The 24,667-nt window shown below is 35.8% G+C and carries 22 protein-coding genes; 9 read left to right on the plus strand and 13 right to left on the minus strand.

Annotation, left to right across the window (positions count from 1 at the left end):
• The first annotated feature begins 27 nt into the window (after window positions 1-27).
• The 3 genes from IPM51_07950 (at window position 28) to IPM51_07960 (ending at window position 7,409) form a co-directional block, all read left to right on the plus strand.
• Window positions 28-2,706: a hypothetical protein gene (locus IPM51_07950; protein MBK9284242.1), complete on the plus strand. Its 2,679-nt coding sequence runs from the start codon at window positions 28-30 to the stop codon at window positions 2,704-2,706.
• On the plus strand, window positions 2,682-3,611 hold the full coding sequence (locus IPM51_07955; protein MBK9284243.1) for a gliding motility-associated C-terminal domain-containing protein: 930 nt from the start codon (window positions 2,682-2,684) through the stop codon (window positions 3,609-3,611). The genes IPM51_07950 and IPM51_07955 overlap by 25 nt, the downstream gene beginning before the upstream one ends.
• Before the next feature lie 213 nt (window positions 3,612-3,824).
• Complete coding sequence (locus tag IPM51_07960) at window positions 3,825-7,409, plus strand: gliding motility-associated C-terminal domain-containing protein (protein MBK9284244.1); 3,585 nt, start codon at window positions 3,825-3,827, stop codon at window positions 7,407-7,409.
• 64 nt (window positions 7,410-7,473) lie between these two features.
• On the opposite strand, the gene IPM51_07965 is transcribed toward IPM51_07960, so the two are convergent.
• Entirely contained in the window at window positions 7,474-9,579 is a 2,106-nt protein-coding gene (locus IPM51_07965; GenBank protein MBK9284245.1) for a cation:proton antiporter, read from the minus strand.
• Window positions 9,580-9,624: 45 nt separating this feature from the next.
• Complete coding sequence (locus IPM51_07970; protein ID MBK9284246.1) at window positions 9,625-10,308, minus strand: hypothetical protein; 684 nt, start codon at window positions 10,306-10,308, stop codon at window positions 9,625-9,627.
• An 85-nt stretch (window positions 10,309-10,393) separates the two neighbouring features.
• On the opposite strand from IPM51_07970, the gene IPM51_07975 reads away from it, so the two are divergent.
• Window positions 10,394-11,047, plus strand: a complete 654-nt coding sequence (locus IPM51_07975; GenBank protein ID MBK9284247.1) for a carboxypeptidase-like regulatory domain-containing protein — start codon at window positions 10,394-10,396, stop codon at window positions 11,045-11,047.
• 2 nt (window positions 11,048-11,049) lie between these two features.
• Here the strand turns inward: IPM51_07975 and IPM51_07980 are convergent, their stop codons facing one another.
• From IPM51_07980 to IPM51_08020, 9 genes are all read right to left on the minus strand, one after another.
• The gene (locus IPM51_07980) at window positions 11,050-11,331 is read right to left on the minus strand and encodes a hypothetical protein (GenBank protein MBK9284248.1); all 282 of its coding nucleotides are present in this window, start codon (window positions 11,329-11,331) and stop codon (window positions 11,050-11,052) included.
• A gap of 73 nt (window positions 11,332-11,404) precedes the next feature.
• The gene (locus IPM51_07985) at window positions 11,405-11,914 is read right to left on the minus strand and encodes a DUF2480 family protein (GenBank protein MBK9284249.1); all 510 of its coding nucleotides are present in this window, start codon (window positions 11,912-11,914) and stop codon (window positions 11,405-11,407) included.
• 11 nt (window positions 11,915-11,925) lie between these two features.
• Complete coding sequence (locus tag IPM51_07990; protein ID MBK9284250.1) at window positions 11,926-12,255, minus strand: DUF59 domain-containing protein; 330 nt, start codon at window positions 12,253-12,255, stop codon at window positions 11,926-11,928.
• Between the two features lies 1 nt (window position 12,256).
• The gene (locus IPM51_07995; GenBank protein ID MBK9284251.1) at window positions 12,257-12,673 is read right to left on the minus strand and encodes a SufE family protein; all 417 of its coding nucleotides are present in this window, start codon (window positions 12,671-12,673) and stop codon (window positions 12,257-12,259) included.
• Complete coding sequence (locus IPM51_08000; protein MBK9284252.1) at window positions 12,670-13,905, minus strand: cysteine desulfurase; 1,236 nt, start codon at window positions 13,903-13,905, stop codon at window positions 12,670-12,672. Before IPM51_08000 ends, IPM51_07995 begins: the two co-directional genes overlap by 4 nt.
• 9 nt (window positions 13,906-13,914) lie before the next feature.
• A complete protein-coding gene (gene sufD, locus IPM51_08005) occupies window positions 13,915-15,183 on the minus strand; it encodes a Fe-S cluster assembly protein SufD (GenBank protein MBK9284253.1) in 1,269 nt (422 codons plus the stop codon).
• A gap of 11 nt (window positions 15,184-15,194) precedes the next feature.
• A complete protein-coding gene (gene sufC, locus IPM51_08010) occupies window positions 15,195-15,956 on the minus strand; it encodes a Fe-S cluster assembly ATPase SufC (GenBank protein ID MBK9284254.1) in 762 nt (253 codons plus the stop codon).
• A gap of 11 nt (window positions 15,957-15,967) precedes the next feature.
• Complete coding sequence (sufB, locus tag IPM51_08015) at window positions 15,968-17,422, minus strand: Fe-S cluster assembly protein SufB (GenBank protein ID MBK9284255.1); 1,455 nt, start codon at window positions 17,420-17,422, stop codon at window positions 15,968-15,970.
• Between the two features lie 14 nt (window positions 17,423-17,436).
• Window positions 17,437-17,763: an iron-sulfur cluster assembly accessory protein gene (locus IPM51_08020; protein MBK9284256.1), complete on the minus strand. Its 327-nt coding sequence runs from the start codon at window positions 17,761-17,763 to the stop codon at window positions 17,437-17,439.
• 274 nt (window positions 17,764-18,037) lie between these two features.
• Between IPM51_08020 and IPM51_08025 the strand changes: the two genes are divergently transcribed.
• The 5 genes from IPM51_08025 (at window position 18,038) to dut (ending at window position 22,465) form a co-directional block, all read left to right on the plus strand.
• The gene (locus IPM51_08025; protein MBK9284257.1) at window positions 18,038-18,856 is read left to right on the plus strand and encodes a transporter substrate-binding domain-containing protein; all 819 of its coding nucleotides are present in this window, start codon (window positions 18,038-18,040) and stop codon (window positions 18,854-18,856) included.
• Between the two features lie 59 nt (window positions 18,857-18,915).
• On the plus strand, window positions 18,916-19,494 hold the full coding sequence (locus IPM51_08030) for a DUF3109 family protein (GenBank protein MBK9284258.1): 579 nt from the start codon (window positions 18,916-18,918) through the stop codon (window positions 19,492-19,494).
• 8 nt (window positions 19,495-19,502) lie between these two features.
• Window positions 19,503-20,438 (plus strand): SDR family oxidoreductase, encoded by a 936-nt coding sequence (locus IPM51_08035; GenBank protein ID MBK9284259.1) that lies wholly within the window; start codon window positions 19,503-19,505, stop codon window positions 20,436-20,438.
• Between the two features lie 106 nt (window positions 20,439-20,544).
• A complete protein-coding gene (locus IPM51_08040) occupies window positions 20,545-22,074 on the plus strand; it encodes a polysaccharide biosynthesis C-terminal domain-containing protein (protein ID MBK9284260.1) in 1,530 nt (509 codons plus the stop codon).
• Window positions 22,028-22,465, plus strand: a complete 438-nt coding sequence (dut, locus tag IPM51_08045) for a dUTP diphosphatase (protein ID MBK9284261.1) — start codon at window positions 22,028-22,030, stop codon at window positions 22,463-22,465. The genes IPM51_08040 and dut overlap by 47 nt, the downstream gene beginning before the upstream one ends.
• Window positions 22,466-22,470: 5 nt before the next feature.
• Here dut and pgeF read toward each other — a convergent pair whose 3' ends face one another.
• Together pgeF and pyk are read right to left on the minus strand one after the other, a co-directional pair.
• Complete coding sequence (gene pgeF, locus IPM51_08050) at window positions 22,471-23,172, minus strand: peptidoglycan editing factor PgeF (protein ID MBK9284262.1); 702 nt, start codon at window positions 23,170-23,172, stop codon at window positions 22,471-22,473.
• Window positions 23,173-23,180: 8 nt separating this feature from the next.
• Window positions 23,181-24,608 (minus strand): pyruvate kinase, encoded by a 1,428-nt coding sequence (pyk, locus tag IPM51_08055; protein MBK9284263.1) that lies wholly within the window; start codon window positions 24,606-24,608, stop codon window positions 23,181-23,183.
• Window positions 24,609-24,667: the final 59 nt, after the last annotated feature.

A 24,667-nucleotide genomic window follows, 5' to 3' on the forward strand; every position in this document is an offset into this window, starting at 1 on the left:
ATTTGGGTATCTAATGTTACTGTTATTATGAAAAAAATCCTATTTATTTGCTCATTAAGTTTAATTGCACTTTTTACAAATGCGCAGCAGTTAAAATATTATTTAACTAGTTCTACAGGGCAGCCTTGGGGATCTACTTCTAATATTTTAAATATGAACACGGCCTTTGGTGCCGGTAACTGGGTACAAGGTGCTTTTCAAACAGTAAACGTTAATGCATTATTACAGCCTTCTGTTTGTTTAATCTATTGTGATGGTGGCTCAATGAATGCTACAGCAATGAATAACTTTTTAGTGGCCAATATGGCGGCAATTCAAACTTGGGTATTTAACGGAGGACGTTTATTCTTAAATGCCGGACCTAATCAAGGTGGTAATATGAACTATGGATTTGGTGGCGTTACTTTAAATTATGCTACTGGTCCATATTCACAACCGGGTTATGCTGCCACTGTTCCCCCACATCCTATTTATGCCGGACCTGCACCTATTACCGCTACAGTTCATAATGATAATTATTATTGTCATGGATACATTACTGGTCCCGGAATAACTCCAATTATTATTAATACAGTTACGGCATGGCAAGGTGTACAGCCTCCTAACCCAAAATGTATTCTCGCATCAAAACCTTGGGGTTCGGGTATGTGTTTATTTGGTTCAATGACCAATACTAGTTTTCATAATCCTCAGCCAAGTGCTGGTAACCTCCGTGCCAACATGTTAACCTGGTTAGCGGTATGCTGTATACAGCCAACCGTAACTGCGGTAGCCAATCCAACGGCTATTTGTTCAGGACAATCATCCACATTAACAGCGGGAGGCGCGGGAGTAGGAGGCACATATACTTGGAACCCTGGAGCAATAGTAGGCGCTACGGCAGTAGTAAGTCCAACGGCTACTACGATTTATACAGTATCCGGAACTACGAGTTTAAATTGTACAGGAACACAAACCGTGCAAGTGCTGGTAAATCCAACACCAACTATAACTGCAGTAGCTAATCCAACTTTTGTATGCATAGGATCATCAGCAACCGTTACTTTAAATGGAGCGAACACTTATACAACCAATTTGGGTAATATAGTAGGTTCACCAATTGTATTATCACCAACAGTTACCACAAACTATACAACCACAGGAACTTCTACAGCGGGATGCGTAGGAAGCGGAACTTTCCAATTACAAGTAGTTCCATTACCAACTGCGCAGGTACAAAACAATGGTCCGTTATGTGAAGGAGCAGCATTGAATTTATCAGTGAGCACGCAGGCCAGCTACACATGGAGTGGACCTGGTGGATTTGTTGATAACACACAGTTTCCTACGATACCTGTGACCACATTGGCCAATGGCGGGGTGTATACGGTTAACTTTACAGGCATGGGTGGTTGCAGTAATACAGCTACTACCAACGTAGTGATTAATCCATCACCAACCCTTATTATAGGAAGCAATAGTCCATTGTGTGAAAACACAGCATTAAATTTAACCGGATCGGGAGCAACTACATATACCTGGAGCGGACCGTTAGGTTTTAGCTCAAATCAACAAAATCCGGTAATCAATCCGGCATTACCTGTTCACTCAGGCGTATATACTTTAATGGGAACAGGAGTAGGAGGATGTTCAACATCTATAACCACAACAGTAACAGTAAACCCAACCCCAATAGTAACTACAGGAAATCACACGGTGTGTGAAAACTCACCGATCAATCACTTTGCCAATGGTGCAGCAACTTATGCATGGACCGGTCCGGGTGGATTTATATCCGGAGTTCAGAACCCGATTATACCGGCAGCCGCATTAGTACATAATGGACAGTTTGTGGTAGTAGGAACCAGTGCGCCGGGCTGTACAGCATCAGCAGTTTCCAATGTAAGTGTGATTGCTTTACCTGTAGCAAGTATCAGCGCTAACGCACCTTGCGTGGGAGGCACCTTAAACTTAAATGGTTCCGGAGGAAATTCCTATTCTTGGTTAGGTCCAAATGGTTTTGCCAGCAACTTATCCTCTCCATCAGTAAACAATGTTAGTTTATTGGATGGTGGATTATACAGTTTAGTAGTAACGGTGGGTATATGTACCAACGCAGCGGTGTATGATGTAACGGTAAATCCATTACCAAATCCGGTGTTAAACTCAAACTCTCCGGTGTGTGCCAAACAAACCATATTAATTAACGGTTCGGGAGGAATGACCTACACTTGGATAGGACCAAATAACTTTACTTCATCAGGTAACAATCTAACTATATCAAACGCTAACGTGGTGCATATTGGTACTTATACGGCAACGGCAACAGATTTAAATGGTTGTGTAAATACAGCTACATTAGCAATCAATGTAAACCCATTACCTGCAATCAGCGCAGTAGGTTCAACCTTGTGTGCTACAAAAACCATATCCATGGCAGCCACAGGAGGTACCTTGTATGCTTGGAGCGGGCCATTAGGATTTACCTCCAGCGGAGCATCGGTAACTATACCCAATGCGCAGAATGAACATAGCGGAAACTACACCATAACGGTAAATGATTTAAATGGTTGCAGCAGCACCTCGGTGGTGAACGTACACATTAATCCAACCCCTGTATTAAATGCGGGATACAACGGACCGTTATGTGCAAATCAAGATATTGTGTTTAATGCCAATGCGGCATCAGGGGTACAATACTTTTGGAGCGGACCAAACGGATTTTAAATACGACCCAAAACCCAACTTTAAAAAATGTTGGAGTAGAGGGAACAGGAGTTTATACGGTAATGGTAACAGACAATATTGGTTGTACCGGTTACCAGTATGTTCCGGTAGTGATTAGAGCATTGCCACAGGTAAAAATCACATCTGATAAAGTTGGAGGCTGTATACCGGTGTGTATCAACTTTGGAGTTGAAACAAGTGCGAATTTAAGTACAACCAGTTGGGATTTTGGTAACGGTAATGTAGGCAATGGTAACACAGGCATGGCTTGTTTCACTAAGCCGGGTAATTACAATATATCAAGCAGTTTTGTGGATATATACGGATGTGCCAACAAGGCTTACTATTCTGTAGAAGGGTATCCAATACCAACAGCTGATTTTAATATATCGCCGGTAAAGCCTGTGATATATGAGAATGTAGAATTTACCGATGCTTCTTACAATGCCAATGTAACCGGTTGGACTTGGAGTTTTTCTCATCTCAAAGCCAATCAGGTGATGTTTGGCCAGAACCAAACACTTAATTACGAAACGGCCGGCGCATATGCAGCGGTATTGATTGTGAGAAGTGATAAAGGTTGCGTGGATACAATAGTAAAAGAAGTAGTTATAGGAGATGATTTTGGAATTTATGTACCTGATGCTTTCTCACCAAACGGAGACGGAATAAATGATGTTTTCCAACCAAAAGGTTTTGGAATTGCGAAGTACGAGTTAATGATTTTTGATCGTTGGGGAGAGAAATTATTTACAAGCACGGATTTAGCACAAGGTTGGGATGGTAAGTTTACCAAGCGAGCCAATACCGATGTGAAACAGGATGTGTATGTATGGCAAATCCGATACACGAATATCCATGGTAAATCAAGTGAAGTAACCGGAAAAGTATCCATCATTAAATAACAAACAAAAAGTATAAAGAAAAAGGGATGTTCAATACATCCCTTTTTTTGTTGCCCATAGCAAAACAAAATCTAAATATTTTAGATTTCACCTTATTTTGAACTTTTGGGTGAATTGTGTGTTAACACGAGTATAGCTTCTTTATACTTTATTAAAAAATTGGCTTTTTCCTTGCTTTTTAGCGAACTTAGTCCCATAATAAAACCCTCGGTGATGAAAAAAATTATTCTTCTTTTAGCTTTGGTAATTTCAAGCTTAACTTTTAATGCACAACAGTTAAAATATTATTTAACTGATCAGGCAGGTCAACCTTGGGGTTCAATCACCAATATTACAGCCATGAACACGGCTTTTGGTGCCGGTAACTGGATACAAAGTTCATTTCAAGCAGTAAATGTTAATGCATTATTACAGCCTTCTGTTTGTTTAATCTATTGTGATGGTGGATCAATGGCTGCTACAGCAATGAATAATTTTTTAGTGGCCAATATGGCGGCAATTCAAACTTGGGTATTTAACGGAGGACGTTTATTTTTAAATGCAGCTCCAAATACTGGTGCAAATATGAATTACGGATTTGGTGGCGTTACTTTAAATTATGCCTGGGGCCCTTATTCAGCCCCCGGTTATGCAGCTACTTCTCCGGCACATCCAATTTATGTTGGTCCTGCCGTTGTTACCACAACTGTTCATAATGGAAACTGGTATTGTCACGGTTACGTTACAGGTCCGGGATTAAGTGTGATTATCAATAACACAGTTACAAATTGGTCAGGTACTCAACCTCCTGCACCGAAAATAATTCTCGCATCAAAACCTTGGGGTTCGGGTATGTGTTTATTTGGTTCAATGACCAATACAAACTGGCACACTCCGCAACCGAGCGCACTTAACCTCCGCGCTAATATGTTAACTTGGTTAGCGGTATGCTGTATACAGCCAACCGTAACTGCGGTAGCCAATCCAACGGCTATTTGTTCAGGACAATCATCCACATTAACAGCGGGAGGCGCGGGAGTAGGAGGCACATATACTTGGAACCCTGGAGCAATAGTAGGCGCTACGGCAGTAGTAAGTCCAACGGCTACTACGATTTATACAGTATCCGGAACTACGAGTTTAAATTGTACAGGAACACAAACCGTGCAAGTGCTGGTAAATCCAACACCAACTATAACTGCAGTAGCTAATCCAACTTTTGTATGCATAGGATCATCAGCAACCGTTACTTTAAATGGAGCGAACACTTATACAACCAATTTGGGTAATATAGTAGGTTCACCAATTGTATTATCACCAACAGTTACCACAAACTATACAACCACAGGAACTTCTACAGCGGGATGCGTAGGAAGCGGAACTTTCCAATTACAAGTAGTTCCATTACCAACTGCGCAGGTACAAAACAATGGTCCGTTATGTGAAGGAGCAGCATTGAATTTATCAGTGAGCACGCAGGCCAGCTACACATGGAGTGGACCTGGTGGATTTGTTGATAACACACAGTTTCCTACGATACCTGTGACCACATTGGCCAATGGCGGGGTGTATACGGTTAACTTTACAGGCATGGGTGGTTGCAGTAATACAGCTACTACCAACGTAGTGATTAATCCATCACCAACCCTTATTATAGGAAGCAATAGTCCATTGTGTGAAAACACAGCATTAAATTTAACCGGATCGGGAGCAACTACATATACCTGGAGCGGACCGTTAGGTTTTAGCTCAAATCAACAAAATCCGGTAATCAATCCGGCATTACCTGTTCACTCAGGCGTATATACTTTAATGGGAACAGGAGTAGGAGGATGTTCAACATCTATAACCACAACAGTAACAGTAAACCCAACCCCAATAGTAACTACAGGAAATCACACGGTGTGTGAAAACTCACCGATCAATCACTTTGCCAATGGTGCAGCAACTTATGCATGGACCGGTCCGGGTGGATTTATATCCGGAGTTCAGAACCCGATTATACCGGCAGCCGCATTAGTACATAATGGACAGTTTGTGGTAGTAGGAACCAGTGCGCCGGGCTGTACAGCATCAGCAGTTTCCAATGTAAGTGTGATTGCTTTACCTGTAGCAAGTATCAGCGCTAACGCACCTTGCGTGGGAGGCACCTTAAACTTAAATGGTTCCGGAGGAAATTCCTATTCTTGGTTAGGTCCAAATGGTTTTGCCAGCAACTTATCCTCTCCATCAGTAAACAATGTTAGTTTATTGGATGGTGGATTATACAGTTTAGTAGTAACGGTGGGTATATGTACCAACGCAGCGGTGTATGATGTAACGGTAAATCCATTACCAAATCCGGTGTTAAACTCAAACTCTCCGGTGTGTGCCAAACAAACCATATTAATTAACGGTTCGGGAGGAATGACCTACACTTGGATAGGACCAAATAACTTTACTTCATCAGGTAACAATCTAACTATATCAAACGCTAACGTGGTGCATATTGGTACTTATACGGCAACGGCAACAGATTTAAATGGTTGTGTAAATACAGCTACATTAGCAATCAATGTAAACCCATTACCTGCAATCAGCGCAGTAGGTTCAACCTTGTGTGCTACAAAAACCATATCCATGGCAGCCACAGGAGGTACCTTGTATGCTTGGAGCGGGCCATTAGGATTTACCTCTAGCGGAGCATCGGTAACTATACCCAATGCGCAGAATGAACATAGCGGAAACTACACCATAACGGTAAATGATTTAAATGGTTGCAGCAGCACCTCGGTGGTGAACGTACACATTAATCCAACCCCTGTATTAAATGCGGGATACAACGGACCGTTATGTGCAAATCAAGATATTGTGTTTAATGCCAATGCGGCATCAGGGGTACAATACTTTTGGAGCGGACCAAACGGATTTTTAAATACGACCCAAAACCCAACTTTAAAAAATGTTGGAGTAGAGGGAACAGGAGTTTATACGGTAATGGTAACAGACAATATTGGTTGTACCGGTTACCAGTATGTTCCGGTAGTGATTAGAGCATTGCCACAGGTAAAAATCACATCTGATAAAGTTGGAGGATGTATACCGGTGTGTATCAACTTTGGAGTTGAAACAAGTGCGAATTTAAGTACAACCAGTTGGGATTTTGGTAATGGTAATGTAGGCAATGGTAACACAGGCATGGCTTGTTTCACTAAGCCGGGTAATTACAATATATCAAGCAGTTTTGTGGATATATACGGATGTGCCAACAAGGCTTACTATTCTGTAGAAGGGTATCCAATACCAACAGCTGATTTTAATATATCGCCGGTAAAGCCTGTGATATATGAGAATGTAGAATTTACCGATGCTTCTTACAATGCCAATGTAACCGGTTGGACTTGGAGTTTTTCTCATCTCAAAGCCAATCAGGTGATGTTTGGCCAGAACCAAACACTTAATTACGAAACGGCCGGCGCATATGCAGCGGTATTGATTGTGAGAAGTGATAAAGGTTGCGTGGATACAATAGTAAAAGAAGTAGTTATAGGAGATGATTTTGGAATTTATGTACCTGATGCTTTCTCACCAAACGGAGACGGAATAAATGATGTTTTCCAACCAAAAGGTTTTGGAATTGCGAAGTACGAGTTAATGATTTTTGATCGTTGGGGAGAGAAATTATTTACAAGCACGGATTTAGCACAAGGTTGGGATGGTAAGTTTACCAAGCGAGCCAATACCGATGTGAAACAGGATGTGTATGTATGGCAAATCCGATACACGAATATCCATGGTAAATCAAGTGAAGTAACCGGAAAAGTATCCATCATTAAATAACAAACAAAAAGTATAAAGAAAAAGGGATGTTCAATACATCCCTTTTTTTGTTGCCGTCAGATTTTTATTCATTAGGATCTTTCTTAAATATACCCGTAATTTTTTCGGTTATGTGTTTTACTTTTTCTACATTTTTATCGAATGCAGGAACAGTAATTGTGTTGATAACATTTTCTTTAATTGATTTACTGATCTCCGGATAAAATAAAACAAAACTGGAGAATTCGCTTTGTTTGTTCAGGTCTTTTGAAATTTGTTCAATGTGGAAATCAAAACCTACAGTATGAGTTCTGCCATTAAAAATTAAAATTAAATCATCTTCAGCAATAATTTTAAGAATATTAAAATTCTCGTAGTCAGTTAAGGGGAAGTATTTAAATAATTGTTTTTTATTGTCATTAACTGTGATGGCAAAGTCATTTAAGGTATCCTGCAATCCAAAAATATGTACTTGACTTCCGAGCTGTTTTATTATTGAATTAATTTTTGCACTTACATTAAAAAATCCATTTTCAAGTTCAATATTTGGCGATAAAATAATTATAACGCGTTTGAAAGAGTTTAGTGGCTGCAGAATTTTAGAAATAATGACAATCTGCTTGCATTTGTTTAAAAGGTTTTCTGCAATACTGCCAAAAATATTTGTGCCTGACTGCTGAGATTTATAACTGATTAGAATGTCAGAAATATTATAGGCTTTAGCAGTTCTGGCAATGCCGTCTACAATACTTAAATCAACTTTTTTAAGTACTTCAACTTTTTTGTCGCCACTAGATATTTGTTCGATAGCTCCTTCAATTGTTTTTTTAACAACATTTATTTGTTCGTCAGCCTCTTCATTATCTTCCACAATGGATAAAGGATATAAAGGTTCATTGGAAGCACTGCTTTTAATCAACAAAGAAAAATCGATTAATCTTTGAATATTTTCAGGGTTACTAACAGGTATTAAAATTCTTTCAATTCTATCTATATTTTTATGAGACACCTCTTTTTCATGAATTGCTATTTTACGTGCAGCTCGTTCAGTAACTATTGAACTTACCAAACAGGAAAGTAAAATTAAAAGCATAGTACCATTGATTACATTCTGATCAAATAATCCAATATCAAAACCCACTTTCACAACAGCTAACGTTGCTGCCGCCCTGGAAACGCTTAATCCATAGATGATACTTCTTTCGTTAGCATTAAACTTATAAATGAAAGCGGTAAGCCAAGCGGCTAAATATTTACTTATAAATCCGATCAAACATAAGATCACAGCAAAAATGATTAGGCTTGAGCTTTTGAAATACATAGATAAATCAACAAGCATACCCGCGCTAATTAAAAAGAAGGGAATAAAAAGCGTATTGCCAATAAAATTAACCCTATTCATTAATATACTGTTGTGCGGAATTACTTTGTTAAGTCCTAATCCCGCTAAAAATGCTCCAATAATAGGTTCTACTCCTGCGATTTCACTTAAAAATCCGGAAATAAAAACCATGGCCAAAACATAGATGTATTGAGAACTAGCCTGAGCTTCGATATTTCTAAAAAACCATCTACTAATTCTGGGTAGCAAATAAAGTGTTGAAAAAACAAGAAAACAAAGCGAAAGAATAATTCTAATCCAAAACGAGGCGTCAATTTCGCCAGAAACAATATTAGTGATTACACCTAATAAAATAAGTACTGCTGCGTCGGTTATTAATGTTCCGCCAAAAGTAATTTGCACAGCTCGGTTTTTGATAATTCCCATTGAACTTACTATAGGAAAGCTTAACAGGGTGTGCGTGCTAAACATACTGGCCAGTAACAAAGCCTGCCAAATTGAAAAATGAAAAACATAAATACTAACGATATAACCGATGCTGATTGGAATAATGAAAGTGAAAAAACCAAAAACAATACTTTTATTTCTGTTGTGCTTAAATTCATGGGTGTCGATTTCGAGGCCCGCTAAAAACATGATATACAACAAACCTGTTTTTGAAAGCAATTCAAAGCTATTGGTGGATTCAATAATGTGTAAACAATTCGGACCAATAAACACACCCGCGAGGATTAATCCAATAATACCGGGGATTTTGAATCTGCGAAAAAGCAAAGGAGCAAAAAGTATAATTAATAAGGTAACTGAAAGAATTAATACCGGATTTTTTAAAGGGAGATATTGATCCAAGAATTCCCGGATTTTTGAAAGATACTCCAAAAGATAATTCATCTATTAATCTGTATTTAGAAAGTATCTGTTTCGCGTGCCTTTAAAAATAGTACCTAAAGATTTAACGTGCATGTAATATTTTATTCCACCGGCAATACAAACATCTTTTATTCCGAAATTTTTTATTCCCCAATTATCTCCAGCAAAACGCAATTTATATTCGGCAAATAATCCAATTTTTTTAATTCTATGTTCGTAGCCTGTTCCAATATTTAGGGCTAACATATTCAATAGAATTGTTGTGCCGGGCATATATAACCGCGCTACATTTTTAGAATCATTTTTACCACTGAAATAACCTGAAAACGAGTAATAGCTAATTCCAATTAATGGATAAAACATAGCGTTGGTATTGTTGAAACGGGTTGTAAAATGACAATTTGCTTCAAGAGAATTGAGATTCATAGCATACCATTTGGGCTCAATGATTCTAGGGAAAAAGTGTACATATTCAATTTCTAATCGGGTTATTTTTTTCCCACTATAGGCTAATCGCAATGATACACCGGGGGGTTTCGAGTCTTCTTTTATTTTTTGTTCTAAAAATATTTCACTCCTCACAAAACTCGCAGCTATACTTAAGTTTGTATTTTTTTCTTTCTTTACGATTGGCTTAACGGTGTGTAATTGTGCTACCATTAAATTGGTACTAATCAAATAAGTAGCTATCCAATAGATTAATCGCATACAACAAATTTAGTTTAAAATACCTATAGGTGCAATATTTGTTAAATAGCAGAAATGGAATACAAACATTGAGTATTTTTAAGGCATGAAACATTTGTTTTGGGTAGTGGCTTTGGTATTTGCTTGCGTACGAGGCTATACTCAGGAAAATGCCAATAAAGCTAAAGCGCAAGAATTAATACAATTCTCAGGTGTTGTTCTTGATCAGGATAGTTTAACTCCTATTCCATTTGTTTCTGTTGTAATTAAGGGTACAAATAGAGGAGCAAATTCAGATTTTTACGGATTTTTTAGTTTGGTGGTTAAGCCCGGTGATGAACTGGAGTTTGTTTCATTAATTCACAAGAAAAGAACGTATAAAGTGGCTGATACTTTGCGACAAAAGTATTATTATGCCGTACAAGTTTTAACGAAAGACACAATTCAATTACCACAGGTAGAGGTTTTTCCTTGGCCAACTAAGGAGGAATTCAAGCGCGCATTTTTGGCCCTTAATTTAAACGATACGGATGTTGACCGGGCGCAGAAGAATTTGGAAAGAGAAGCCATGACTTATTTGGAAAGAAATCAAACAGCCAGCGCTTCTGAAAATTACAAATATGTGATGCTTGCTTATTATACTAAGGCTTATTCTAATGGTCAGTCGCCAAGTATTTCCTTATTAAACCCTTTTGCCTGGGCTCAGTTTATTGATAATGTAAAAAAGGGAAAGTATAGTAAAAAGAAGAAAAAAGATTAATCTTATTTATTAATATTCTTCTTGTTCGTTTTAAGTTGTTTTTTCCAGGCTTTTTTCGCTCTTCTTTGTTCCCGGCGATTTTCTTTGGCCATTTTTGCACTTGGCTTTTCGCTGGCCTTCTTCTTTAAGTAAGGATTGTATGAACCCCTGTCTTTTCTCCATTTTCTCCAAACTCGTTTTCTTTCTTTTTTCTCCTTAAACATTTTATCTTGCTGGGCAAGAATTTTTGAATTGAAGAAACTGATGAATGTTAGAAAAAGCAGGTATGAAACAATTTTGCGCATGCTTTACAAATAACGCACATTTATAATTTGGTTACAAGGTCATAAAAAGTATTTATTAACCGGTAAAAATGAATTATTTAGCAACTTTATATAATGGAACCGTGCTACAGGGCTCCCCAAACATTAAACTTTTTACGTGAGGCTTAAGCAGCGCACTTATTAATACAAAGGCACTTTCGGGTATAACATTATTACCACAACCTTTAATAACCACCCTGGCATTTTCGAATTCATTCACATTTATTTTCTGAATAGCTTCAATTAAAATAATTTTTTGAAATTCTTCTTTGGTGCCATGATGTATTTTTTTCGCGAAGGGCTCAAGAGCAATTGCTAATAGCATATAAGCCCAGGTAGGAACAATAGCATCATTGGAACAAGTTAGTGTAACAAATTTATCTTTATAGATAGTCCAATCGTTTTCTTTTATAAATGCTCTGAATTCCTTTTCCTTTAAAATTAACTCCTGAAAAAGTAGCGTTTTAATATCAAATACCACAATTTCCTCGGTTGGTAAAAATGATTCAAGATCAATACTGATTATTCCGCTTTCAGCAACCTTATTTTTTATTGTGTTATCCATTTGTGTCTAAATTACATGAAACCCAGTTCAAGCTGCGCTACTTCACTCATCATTTCTTTTTCCCACATAGGCTCAAAAGTAAGTTTAAAGTCAACGGATTTAATTCCCGGTAGTTGTTCAAGTTTTGTTTGCACTTCAGCGGGAAGTGTTTCTGCTACCGGACAATTTGGGGAAGTTAAAGTCATAACAACACGTAAATCATTCTCTTCGTTTAATTCTAATTCATAAATTAATCCCAACTCCCAAATATCAACCGGAATTTCAGGATCAAAACAGGTTTTAATTTCATCAATTACCCGCTGCATCAATTCAGTATTTTTTGTAATTATAATGGCTGCCATATTATTTACTTCGTTGTAGTGCTTCTGATTTCATTCTATTGATCATGCTAATTAATCCGTTAGCGCGGGTAGGTGATAAATGTTCCTGTAAACCAATTTTACCAATAAAATCAGCTTTTGCATTAATGATATCTTTCATCTTTTCTCCATTAAAAACCCGAATGATTAATGCAATTAATCCTTTAGTAATGATGGCTTCACTATCGGCTTTAAAAAACAGCTTATCACCTTCTTGTTCCGTTTTTAACCAAACTCTACTTTGACAGCCTTTAATTAATCTGTCATCTGTTTTATCTTCCGGATTAATCAAGGGCATGGTTCTTCCCAAATCGATAATATGCTCGTATTTAGATTCCCAATTATCTCCAAATAACTGAAATTCCTCGATTATTTCATTTTCTTTTTCCTGAATACTCATGGCGCTAACATGCTTATTGCTTTTTTTAATTTTTCAATAAAAAAATCGATTTCATTATTTTGGTTGTAAGCTGCAAATGATATCCTAACGGTTCCCGGTATACCTAAATTTTTCATTAAGGGTTGAGTGCAATGATGTCCGGTTCTAACTGCAATACCATACTTATCTAATATTGAACCAACATCAAATGGGTGTACATTTTTTACATTGAAAGAAATAACACCTGCTTTTTCATCGGCTATTCCATATAATTCCACTTCATTTATTTCTTTTAGTTTATTTTGAGCGTAAATGGTTAGTTCGTTCTCGTGTTTTGAAATTTCAGCAACACCAATTGAATTCATATAATTTACAGCTTCTCCAAAGGCTATGACCCCTGAAATATGGGGTGTTCCGGCTTCAAAACGTAAAGCTCCTTCGGCATATTCGGTTTGCTCAAAACTTACCGATTTAATAGTTCCTCCACCAGGACCGGAAACCGGAAGTTCCTGTAACCATTTTTCACTCATATACAACATGCCTGTTCCGGTAGGTCCGTACATTTTGTGTGCGCTACACGCAAAAAAATCAGGCGCAATTTTTTGTAAATCAATTTGCATATGAGGGGCAGACTGCGCCCCGTCGATAAATAAAATGAGATTATATTTTAATGCTATTTCTTTTATTCTTTGAATGTCGGATATTATACCAAGTGTATTTGAAACATGGGCAACGGAAATCACTTTGGTTTTAGGGCTAATCATATTTTCAAGTTGATCCAAATCAAGTGTATGATCACTTTTCAATGGAATAACTTTTAAACTTCCATTATTTTTTTGGGCCCATAATTGCCATGGTAAAATATTGGAATGATGTTCATAGGTAGATAGGATAATCTCGTCGCCTTGCTTTAAAACATTATCAGCTAAACTATTTACTACTAAATTAATGGAAGCGGTTGTGCCCGAGGTAAAAACAATTTGTTGTGTATTTTTAACTCCAAAAAATTGAGCTACATGATTTCTGCTGTTTTCAAAAGCTTCCGAGGCTTCCCTACTCAAACTATGTACGCCGCGATGTATATTAGAATTGTAATTCGTATAATAATTTGTGATGCATTGAATAACCTGATTTGGTTTTTGAGTGGTAGCGCCGTTGTCAAAATATATCAAAGGATTATTGTTAACCTTTCGATTTAAGATAGGAAAATCATTTCTGATTTTTTCTACCCATTTACTTTCATTTTGCAACATCACCGGCATTTAATTAAAACCTAATCGTTCCTCTAATTCTTCTTTAACATTTTCTATTGAAATTTTTTCTAAAACTTCAAGTGCAAATGCATTCAATAATAATTTATTGGCACTATCATTATTTATTCCTCGGGCATTCAAATAAAACAAAGCTTCCGTATCAATTTTACCAGTTGATGTGCCGTGCGAACATTTTACGTCATCTGCATAAATCTCTAATTGTGGTTTGGTATTTAATGTGGCATCATCGCTTAATAAAATATTTTTACTGCTTTGATAGGCATTGGTTTTTTGAGCGTCTTTTCTTACAAATATTTTACCATTAAATACACCAACGCTTTTATCGTTTACAACTCCTTTATATAGTTCAAAGCTTTCGCAATTGGCTACCTGATGATCCATTAAGGTGTGATTATCTACTAGCTGTGCGTTTTTAGTTAAGAATAAACCGTACAAATGGGTTTCACAAAATTCACCATTCATAATTACGTTATGATTATTTCTCACCACGTTACCGCTTATGGTAATTGTGGTATTCAAATAATTGGCTTGTTTATGTACGTGAACTTCATTAGTGTTTACTGAGAATCCTTTTTCTTTTTCGTCCTGTATATGAACGGTCTCTAATTTAGCTTTGCTGTGTAATTTTTTTTCACTCAGATAATTGGTAAAAACCTTTTCCTTTCCTTGATTAAGATGTTCCTCTATAATTTGAATAGATGATCCTTCTTGTAACTCAATAAAACTTCTGGGATTAACAGCACTTTGATTTTGATTGGTTTGTATGTACCAGATTTTCACAACGTTTTTAATTATTGCATTTTTATCAACCTCAAGATAAAAACCATCACCGCTATAAGCCGTATTCAAGGCTATAAATAAATCTTTATTCGGATCTGCTAATGTGCCAATATTGTTTATTTTACTTTCCGGTAGTTCACTGAATTTGGTGATATGCAAACCTTTTATAGTATTCTGATCACTCAATTCACGAACATAATTTCCGTTAACGACAACTATGTTCAGGTGATTTTTATTTTTTGGTATTGATATAGGTTGGCTTTCAGTTTTAGAATTAAGCGCTGTAAATTCTTTGAGTAAAAAAGCCTCCAGGTTACAGTATTTGTAATCTTCGTGTTTGGAGTTTGGTAATCCGGATTTTTCAATTTTAGCAAGCGCATCTGTAATTAATGAATTCTTGATAAAACTTACCTTACCTGCAGTGTGAGTAAGGTAATCCGTAAGTACTTTAGTGGTATTGATTTTTTCTGCAAGCATTTTAATACAAATTAGGCGTTGCTCGTTTCAAATTCCTTTTTAATTTCCTCGTAGCCTTTTTCTTCAAGTTCCAGGGCTAGATTTTTATCACCAGATTTTACAATTCTGCCCTGATATAATATATGCACAAAATCAGGTACAATATAATCCAATAAACGCTGATAGTGTGTAATTACAATGTATGCGTTATTTTTAGATTTTAATGAATTTACACCGTTGGCAACAACCTTTAAGGCATCGATATCTAATCCCGAATCTGTTTCATCCAATATGGCTAGTTTAGGTTCAAGCATAGCCATTTGAAATATTTCATTTCTTTTTTTCTCGCCTCCGCTAAATCCCTCGTTTACACTACGACTTACTAATTTTGAATCTAGTTCAACCAATTTTTGTTTTTCTTTTACTAAGCCTAAAAAATCTTTGGCGGCCATAGGCTCTTTGCCCTGATAAATATTTTTTTCGCTAATCGCAGTTTTTAGAAAATTAATATTGCTAACACCCGGAATTTCTACCGGATATTGAAAAGCCAAAAACAATCCTTCTTTTGCGCGAACATCCGGATCCATTTCCAATAAATTTTTGCCGTTAAATACTACTTCACCTTGAGTAACCTCATAATCTTCTTTACCGGCCAATACACTTGAAAGAGTAGATTTGCCCGAACCGTTAGGGCCCATGATAGCATGAATTTCTCCTGCTTTAACTTCTAAATTTATTCCTTTTAGTATTTCTTTGCCATCAACTGAGGCATGTAAATTTTTAATTGAGATCATATATTTTATTTTTATCCGACACTACCTTCCAAGCTTATTGCTAAAAGTTTTTGCGCTTCAACAGCAAATTCCATAGGTAATTTATTTAACACTTCTTTACAATACCCGTTCACAATTAGTCCAATTGCTTTTTCGGTATCTAATCCTCTTTGCTTGCAATAGAAAAGTTGATCCTCTCCAATTTTACTGGTAGTTGCTTCATGCTCTACCACCGCACTTTTATCTTTAATTTCAATATAGGGAAAAGTATGTGCGCCGCATTGGTCACCCATTAATAAGCTATCGCACTGCGAAAAGTTCCTCGCATTTTTTGCACCCTTTCTTATTTGTACCAAACCCCGGTAACTATTGTTGCTTTTGCCGGCAGAAATTCCTTTAGATATAATGGTTGATTTGGTGTTATTACCGATGTGAATCATTTTTGTACCGGTATCTGCTTCCTGTCTGTTATTAGTTACGGCAACGGAATAAAACTCACCTGTTGTATTATTTCCTTTTAAAATTACGGATGGATATTTCCAGGTAATAGCTGATCCGGTTTCAACTTGTGTCCACGAAATTTTAGCATGATCTCCGGCGCAGATACCACGCTTGGTTACAAAATTAAATATCCCACCTTTACCTTCCTTATCTCCGGGATACCAGTTTTGTACTGTGCTATATTTTACTTCGGCATTTTTTAATGCAATAATTTCTACTACTGCTGCGTGTAATTGATTCTCATCTCTCTGCGGAGCTGTGCATCCTTCTAAATATGAAACGTATGAATCTTCTTCGGCAACTATTAATGTTCTTTCAAATTGTCCGGTACCGCTGGCATTTATTCTGAAATAGGTGCTTAATTCCATTGGACACCGTACGCCTTTAGGTATGTAACAAAATGATCCATCACTAAAAACTGCGCTATTAAGTGCTGCATAGAAATTATCGGTAGCGGGCACTACCATGCTCATGTATTTTTTGATTAAATCCGGATGTTCCTGAACGGCTTCGCTGAATGAACAAAATATTATACCTTTTTCAGCTAGCGTTTCGCGAAAGGTAGTTTTAACCGAAATACTGTCAAACACTGCATCCACAGCAATATTAGAACTAACACCGGTAAGTCTTTTTTGCTCTTCTAATGAAATACCTAATTTTTCAAATGTTTTTAATAACTCCGGATCAACTTCGTCTAAACTTTTTAATTCAGGTTTTTTCTTTGGAGCAGAGTAATACGAAATATTTTGAAAATCTATTTTAGGATAAGGTATATGCGCCCAATGATCAGGCTCCTTCATGTTTTTCCAAGCTTTAAAGGCGTTTAATCGGTAATCCAATAACCATTGTGGTTCGTTTTTCTTTTTACTTAAGGCATGAATAACGTCTTCGTTCAAACCCGGTTTAAATGTGTCTGAATCAATGTCGGTTGTAAATCCCCACTTATATTCGTTTTGAATATGTTCTTCAAGAATATCTTTACTCATTTTATTGCTTGGGTTTAAACTGAAAAAGATTCACCACAGCCACAAGTTCTGTTGGCATTTGGATTATTAAAAACAAAACCTTTACCATTTAATCCTCCGGTATATTCCAGTTCTGTACCTACCAGGTATAAAAAACTTTTACGATCAACTACTATTTTTATTCCTTTGTCTTCAAATACCTGATCGCCTTCTTTAATTAATGAATCAAATTCCAGCTTGTAGGATAATCCGCTGCACCCTCCACCTTCAACGCCAACACGAATAAATGTATCAGCCGGGCTGTTTTCCGCCTTCATTAATTCTAGCGCATGAGCTTTTGCATTTTCACTAACAGTTATCATATTATATTGATTATTAGATTGTTATACCCTTATCTTTAATTAGAATAATTCTAATTTGAGTACAAAAATACCACATTTACGGTATAAATTCAAATTTTTTGGCATTTAATAACATTAATTGGAATGATTTTTATCATTAACAAATGGCGATTAATTTTTTAATATAATTTGAATTAAAATTTAATAAAAAAGCAATTAACACAGCAATGATAATAAATACAAAATATAGAAAAAACAGCACTATGTATTTTAAATACCTTCATCTATTAACAATTTGAAAACTCGTATAACCATATCAATTTTACTTTGTATTCGAAGTTTAATTTATTTCTCTCAAACGGATACATTACATGTGAATTATTTACTTGATCCACCATTTACTATTGATCAAAAAGGTGCGCTTAGTGGTATTGAAATTGAAATAATAAATGAATATACCACATGGCTAAAGACCAAAAAAAATATGGAAGTGGTAGTAAATTTTAATCAGTTCACCGATCGACAGGCTTTTTACAATCAAACTAAAGTTTCCTCAAAAAACACAATTGGCATTGGAGGCATGGTGAAAAATTTGACTAAAGCAAAAGAAATAGATTTTACTACCGGGTATTTAAAAAATGTAGCTTTTTGTATTACGAATGGTAATGCGCCGGATATCCGAACAAAAACATCGAACGATGTTATACGAACGCTAGGAAGCATGACGGCGTTAACCATAGTAAATTCACATTTAGCGCAGTGCGTAGCCGATATTAAGAAATTGTATATTAAAGATTTGAAAATTGTGGAAGTGGCTGATCAAACAAAAATACTGGATGACATTGCCAAAAATGTACTTAATTTTGGTTATGTAGAGGCAGTTGAGTTTTGGTTTTATTTAAAGAACAATCCACAGAAATTTTTAAAAATGCAAAAACCATTGAATCAAGATAAGGAACAGTTGGCTTGTATTATACCAAAAGGCGGAAAACATAAAGCCTTATTTGATGAATTTTTTGATGGCCCCGGAGGATTTAAAACCCAGAAAAATTACAGAACAATATTGGAGAAATATGTGGGCTCTTACATGACTCAAAACATGGCCGTGTATTGAATTTTATCTAAATTCAAATCAACAGTTTTTAATTTTGATTTTACCTATTAGAAAATATTATGATTGCAATTGATAAGACTTTGATAAGTGAGGATGTGATTGAAAAAAATTTTGTTTGCGATTTAAATGCATGCAAAGGAGCGTGTTGTGTTGCCGGCGACAGCGGGGCTCCGTTGGATAAAGAAGAATTACCCATTTTGGAATCAATTGTCGAAAAGGTGAAACCATTTATGGTAAAGAAAGGAGTAAAAGCGGTTGAGAAATTTGGTGCATGGGAAAAAGATAGTGATGGAGATTATACCACCACCTTGGTGAGTGAAGGAGCCGAATGTGCTTTTGTTTATTTTGATGAAAATAAAATTGCAAAATGTGCCATTGAAAAAGCACATGCAGAAGGGTTGATAGATTGGCAAAAACCTATAAGTTGCCATTTGTACCCGATAAGAATTACCAAGCATAAAACCTTTGACGCTGTTAATTATAACAAATGGGATGTTTGTAAACCAGCTTGTGCCTGTGGCGAAAAATTAAAAGTACCCGTATACAAATTTTTAAAAACGCCTTTAATTAGAAAGTACGGTAAAAACTGGTACAAGCAATTGGAAGAAAGCGCAAAATTATTTGTGAAGAAAAAATAATGGACAAAATAAAAATATTAATTACCGGATCTAACGGTCTTTTAGGACAAAAACTTGTTTACAAGCTTAAAAAAAACAAAAATTGTATTTGTATTGCAACCGCTAAAGGAAATAATAGATTGGTGAGCAGAGAAGGTTATCAGTTTGAATCATTGGATATAACGGATGCGAAAAACGTTCATGAAATATTTTCAAAATATTTACCGGATGTGGTTATAAATACTGCAGCTATGACCAATGTGGATGCCTGCGAATCAGAACAAGAGGCATGTGATAAACTGAATGTGATAGCCGTTAAAAATCAGGTAGCCTGTTTAGAAACACTAATGGAACTCAACAAAAATTATAATCCTCATTTTATACAATTGAGTACAGATTTTATTTTCGACGGTACTCACGGACCTTTAGATGAACTTGAAAAACCAAATCCACTTAGTTATTACGCCGAAAGCAAATTAAAGGCCGAAGAAATAACGCAACATTCAAAACTTAGTTGGTCAATTGCCCGTACCGTGTTGGTTTATGGTATTGTAGATAATATGAGCCGATCTAATATTGTATTATGGGTGAAGTCCAATTTAGAACAAGGTAAAAAAATTAATGTGGTGGATGATCAATTCCGAACGCCAACATTGGCTGAAGATTTGGCTGATGGTTGTATTTTAATAGCGAAGAAACGTGCAAAAGGCATTTATAATATTTCGGGAGAAGATTTTTACAGTATTTTAGAATTGGCACAAATTGTAGCAGATTACTACAAATTGGATAAATCATTGATAAATCCTTCCAAAAGTGCTGATATTAAACAACCCGCCAAACGACCGCCTATTACCGGTTTTATCATTGAAAAGGCCAAGCGAGAATTAGGATATAAACCACATAGCTTTACTGAAGGTATTAAAATTATGGAACAACAAATTGAGGCCATACACAATAAGGGTTAATTGGGCTAAAATTCAAATCTTTTTACAAAGTTTAGTTAATATCTTCATTTTATTTTGAAGTCAGTATTACCCCTATTCACTAATTTTAGTATTCTAAGAATAAATTGTGGGAAGCGGAATAAAAAAACTGGCCGGTCAAACGGTTATTTATGGTTTAGGTACAATAGTGCCCCGCTTTATCAATTACTTCATCACACCAATTCTAACTTATTCATTTACTCCGGCCGAATACGGTATTAATAGCGAACTCTTTGCTTACATTTCATTTCTGAATGTGATTTTTACTTATGGCATGGAAACTACTTTTTTTAATTTCAATGCTAAGCTTGAAAATAAAAAAGAAGTATATGATACGGCTTTGATTTCTGTTTTGTCATCCACCATTATTTTCACCCTTCTCCTGATGATTTTTTCTTCTACTATTGCCGGTGGATTAGCAACACCTAATGCTAATTACCCCAAACAATTTATTTTATGGTGCATTTTTATTATTGCTTCAGATGCCATTATGGTAGTGCCATTTGCTAAATTAAGATCAGAGAGAAAAGCACTTAAATTTTCATTATTAAAAATTAGTAATGTTGTTATTAATGTATGCTTAACGCTTTTTTTTATTGTTGTTTGTAAAAAAGCATATGATAATAACGAAACTAATTTTTTCTCAACGCTATACAATCCTGAAATTGGTATAGGGTATTATTTTTTGGCCAACTTAATTGCCAATATTTTTACAGTCCTATTTTTAAGTAAAAGTATTTTAAGCATTAATTTAAGTTTAAATGTTGCTTTGCTTAAAGAAATGCTTCGTTATACATGGCCTTTACTTATATTAGGTTTAGCTGGAATGGTGAATGAAACTTTGGATAGAATTATTTTAAAAGAATTCATGGTGGATAAGGCGGAAGCGCAAATTGCTCAGGGTATTTACGGAGCTTGTTATAAAATAGCGATTCTTATGGCCATTTTTACACAAGCATTCCGATATGCAGTTGAGCCGTTTATTTTTGGTAAAGCCAAAGAAAAAGATTCACAGAAATCGTACGCCTTAATAATGAAGTATTATATAATTTTTTGTTTATTGATTTTTTTAGGCACGATGATGAATATGGACTGGATAAAATATTTTATTGATGAATCCTATCGGTCCGGATTAAAAATCGTACCAATTCTACTTTTATCCTATTTATTTTTAGGTGTGGTTTATAATTTAGGAATGGGATATAAACTCACCGGACAAACAAAATTTGGCGCCATCATTTCTATATTTGGCGCTATAATCACAATTGTTATAAATGTGATTTTTATCCCTAAATTCTCTTATGTGGCCTGTGCCTGGGCTACTTTTTCATCCTACGCGGGTATGATGCTGTTATCTTATTTTCTCGGAAAAAAATATTATCCCATTAAATATAATCTAAAAGCCGTAACCGTTTATTCGGTTATTGCTATTGGTTTATATTTTGTTTCTATGACTTATTCTAACCTTCAAAGTGTTTCTTTGCGATTAGTTCTGAATAATTTGTTGGTAATACTTTTTGTTTGGTTGGTTTATAAACTGGAAATTTCAAACATTAAAAAAATTCGAGCCAATGCTTCAAGTCAAAATAATCAACAAGGGCAAACATCCGCTACCTGAGTACGCAACAACTTTAGCGGCAGGCCTTGATCTTAAGGCTAATTTAAATTCATCAATAGTTCTTAAACCTTTACAGAGAGTATTAATTGAAACCGGATTATTTTTACAATTACCGGCAGGTTATGAGGCTCAAATAAGACCAAGAAGCGGATTAGCTTTTAAACACGGAATCACCGTTTTAAATTCACCGGGAACTATTGATGCGGATTATAGAGGAGAAATAAAAGTTTTGTTGGTGAATTTATCGGCAGATGATTTCACCATAAATGACGGCGAAAGAATTGGCCAAATGGTTATTGCAAAACACGAACAAGTAAACTGGGAAAAAGTAAATTCATTGGAGGAAAGTGACCGAGGAGCAGGGGGTTTTGGAAGTACCGGAAAAAAGTAAACTTATCATAAGGCAATCACTCCCCACATCCTTCCTGTTTTTCCTTTATCTCTCCGGTAACTAAAAAAATCATCTTCAAAGCTACATCTGTTCATGCTCCAAATATTTTTAGTTGGAATATTTGCCCACTTTAAAATGAATGTATTTGCAGCAACCAAATCTATAGTTCTGCCGGAAATAATAGATTCCGGAAATCCGGCTTCCTTAAATTCTGCAATCACTTCATCGCCAACTTCAAAATTTTTCTGACAAATTCCTTGTCCAATGGCAATTTTTATAGAAGAAGGATGTGCTCCCAGATTTTCCATTTCTTTTACCACTTCAAAGGCAATTTTCCCAACTGTTCCTCTCCAGCCGGCATGTGCCGCACCAATTACATTATTTTTTATATCGTGAAATAAAATCGGGTAACAATCGGCAACACTTACAGCAAGAATCAAACCTTTTTCTTTACTTACCAAAGCATCTCCTTCCTGCTGACCTTTTTTAGCAATATTTACCTTGGTTCCATGTACTTGCTTAAGAAAAGATAAATTTTGAATGGAATAACCCAATTCGTTTAAAGCAAAATTTCTGTTTTGTAAAATAGACTGCTCATTATCATCTGTACCTCCTAAATTCAAACTCGAAAATTCTCCTTGTGAAATTCCGCCTTTGCGGTCAGAAAATCCGTGTGTGCATGAAATATTAGGAGCATGTATCCACATGAAACAGATTAATTAATATAGCTCAACTTCATCATGTTGGTTCTGCCTTTTTCTTTCATGGGCATACTGGCAATATTAATCACCAAATCATCGTCTTTTACAAAACCTCTTGATTTAATAAACTTTTTTAAATCATTGATGGTTTCATCTGTGCTTTCGTATTTATCGTAATAAAATCCGCGAATACCCCAAACCAAACTTAAAGTGGTTAGTAAAGCAATGTTATCTGTAAAAATAAATAAATGTGCTTTGGGACGATGCGAAGAAAGTTTAAATGCGGTATATCCGCTATTGGTCATACTGATGATAGCTTGCGCACCTGCATGATGTGCCAATGAACAAGCATTATAACAAATACTATCTGTTATATACGTTATCGTTTTTATGGAAGGTGTATGTTCTTTGTAATAAATGGTATCAACTTCTTCAACTTGTTTAATAATGCGATACATAGTTTCGATTACCTTAACAGGATATTTTCCAACTGATGTTTCTGCACTCAACATCACGGCATCTGCACCATCCATTACGGCATTGGCCACGTCATTTACTTCTGCCCGTGTTGGTGTATAACTGGTAATCATACTTTCCATCATTTGTGTGGCAATAATAACCGGTTTACCAATTTCAACGCATTTTTGTACAATCATTTTTTGTAAAATGGGTACTTTTTCCATGGGTAGTTCAACACCTAAGTCGCCACGAGCTACCATTATTCCATCACTCACATCAATAATATTATCAATTTCACGTATGGCTTCGGGTTTTTCAATTTTTGCAATTACCTTGGCTCTTTTGTTTTTACTCTTAATTATTTCTTTTAAATCTACAACATCGGTTACACTTCTGACAAAAGACAAACCAATCCAATCAAAATCGTGTTCTAATGCGAAATTTAAATCTCTGATATCTTTTACTGTTAAACAGGGTAATGATATTTTGGTATTTGGAAGATTTACCCCTTTTTTAGAAGAGAGCTCACCTCCAACGGTGATTAAACATTTTACTAAATCTTTATTGTTGGTTTCAATAACCTTCAAATGTATTTTTCCGTCATCAATCAAAACCGTTTCGCCAACATTTACATCTTGGGGAAATTGCGGATAAGTAATATAAATTTGTTCTTCAGTTCCTTCACACTCTTTGGTAACTATATTTATGTATTGATTTTGCGTAAGTATTACCTTATTATTTTTTACTGTTCCAATTCTTAATTTGGGTCCTTGTAAATCCGCCAATATCCCAACATGTGTATTTAATTTTTTGTTTAAGCTTTTGATGTTTTCTACAATATGATTTACAGCATCATAATCGCCATGTGAGAAGTTAATTCGGCAAATATTTAATCCGGCGTTAAACATTTCTTCCAATACAGCAATATTTTCTGTAGCCGGCCCCATCGTAGCAACAATTTTGGTTCTGTTAAAGTGACTCATAGGTCTGATAAATTTTATGTAAAGGTATAAAAAAGGATTGGCCAAAAAACAAATAACAA

This window comes from Sphingobacteriaceae bacterium, from assembly GCA_016715905.1.
In the GTDB taxonomy this organism is placed as follows: domain Bacteria; phylum Bacteroidota; class Bacteroidia; order B-17B0; family Aurantibacillaceae; genus Aurantibacillus.

What these genes read in the sequence shown, in the direction of transcription:
- IPM51_07950 (MBK9284242.1), top strand. Translation starts at nt 28, where the DNA reads ATGAAAAAAATCCTATTTATTTGCTCATTAAGTTTAATTGCACTTTTT.
- IPM51_07960 (MBK9284244.1), top strand. Translation starts at nt 3,825, where the DNA reads ATGAAAAAAATTATTCTTCTTTTAGCTTTGGTAATTTCAAGCTTAACT.
- IPM51_07970 (MBK9284246.1), bottom strand. Translation starts at nt 10,308, where the DNA reads ATGCGATTAATCTATTGGATAGCTACTTATTTGATTAGTACCAATTTA.
- IPM51_07975 (MBK9284247.1), top strand. Translation starts at nt 10,394, where the DNA reads ATGAAACATTTGTTTTGGGTAGTGGCTTTGGTATTTGCTTGCGTACGA.
- IPM51_07980 (MBK9284248.1), bottom strand. Translation starts at nt 11,331, where the DNA reads ATGCGCAAAATTGTTTCATACCTGCTTTTTCTAACATTCATCAGTTTC.
- IPM51_07985 (MBK9284249.1), bottom strand. Translation starts at nt 11,914, where the DNA reads ATGGATAACACAATAAAAAATAAGGTTGCTGAAAGCGGAATAATCAGT.
- IPM51_07990 (MBK9284250.1), bottom strand. Translation starts at nt 12,255, where the DNA reads ATGGCAGCCATTATAATTACAAAAAATACTGAATTGATGCAGCGGGTA.
- IPM51_07995 (MBK9284251.1), bottom strand. Translation starts at nt 12,673, where the DNA reads ATGAGTATTCAGGAAAAAGAAAATGAAATAATCGAGGAATTTCAGTTA.
- IPM51_08000 (MBK9284252.1), bottom strand. Translation starts at nt 13,905, where the DNA reads ATGTTGCAAAATGAAAGTAAATGGGTAGAAAAAATCAGAAATGATTTT.
- sufD (MBK9284253.1), bottom strand. Translation starts at nt 15,183, where the DNA reads ATGCTTGCAGAAAAAATCAATACCACTAAAGTACTTACGGATTACCTT.
- sufC (MBK9284254.1), bottom strand. Translation starts at nt 15,956, where the DNA reads ATGATCTCAATTAAAAATTTACATGCCTCAGTTGATGGCAAAGAAATA.
- sufB (MBK9284255.1), bottom strand. Translation starts at nt 17,422, where the DNA reads ATGAGTAAAGATATTCTTGAAGAACATATTCAAAACGAATATAAGTGG.
- IPM51_08020 (MBK9284256.1), bottom strand. Translation starts at nt 17,763, where the DNA reads ATGATAACTGTTAGTGAAAATGCAAAAGCTCATGCGCTAGAATTAATG.
- IPM51_08030 (MBK9284258.1), top strand. Translation starts at nt 18,916, where the DNA reads ATGATTGCAATTGATAAGACTTTGATAAGTGAGGATGTGATTGAAAAA.
- dut (MBK9284261.1), top strand. Translation starts at nt 22,028, where the DNA reads ATGCTTCAAGTCAAAATAATCAACAAGGGCAAACATCCGCTACCTGAG.
- pgeF (MBK9284262.1), bottom strand. Translation starts at nt 23,172, where the DNA reads ATGTGGATACATGCTCCTAATATTTCATGCACACACGGATTTTCTGAC.
- pyk (MBK9284263.1), bottom strand. Translation starts at nt 24,608, where the DNA reads ATGAGTCACTTTAACAGAACCAAAATTGTTGCTACGATGGGGCCGGCT.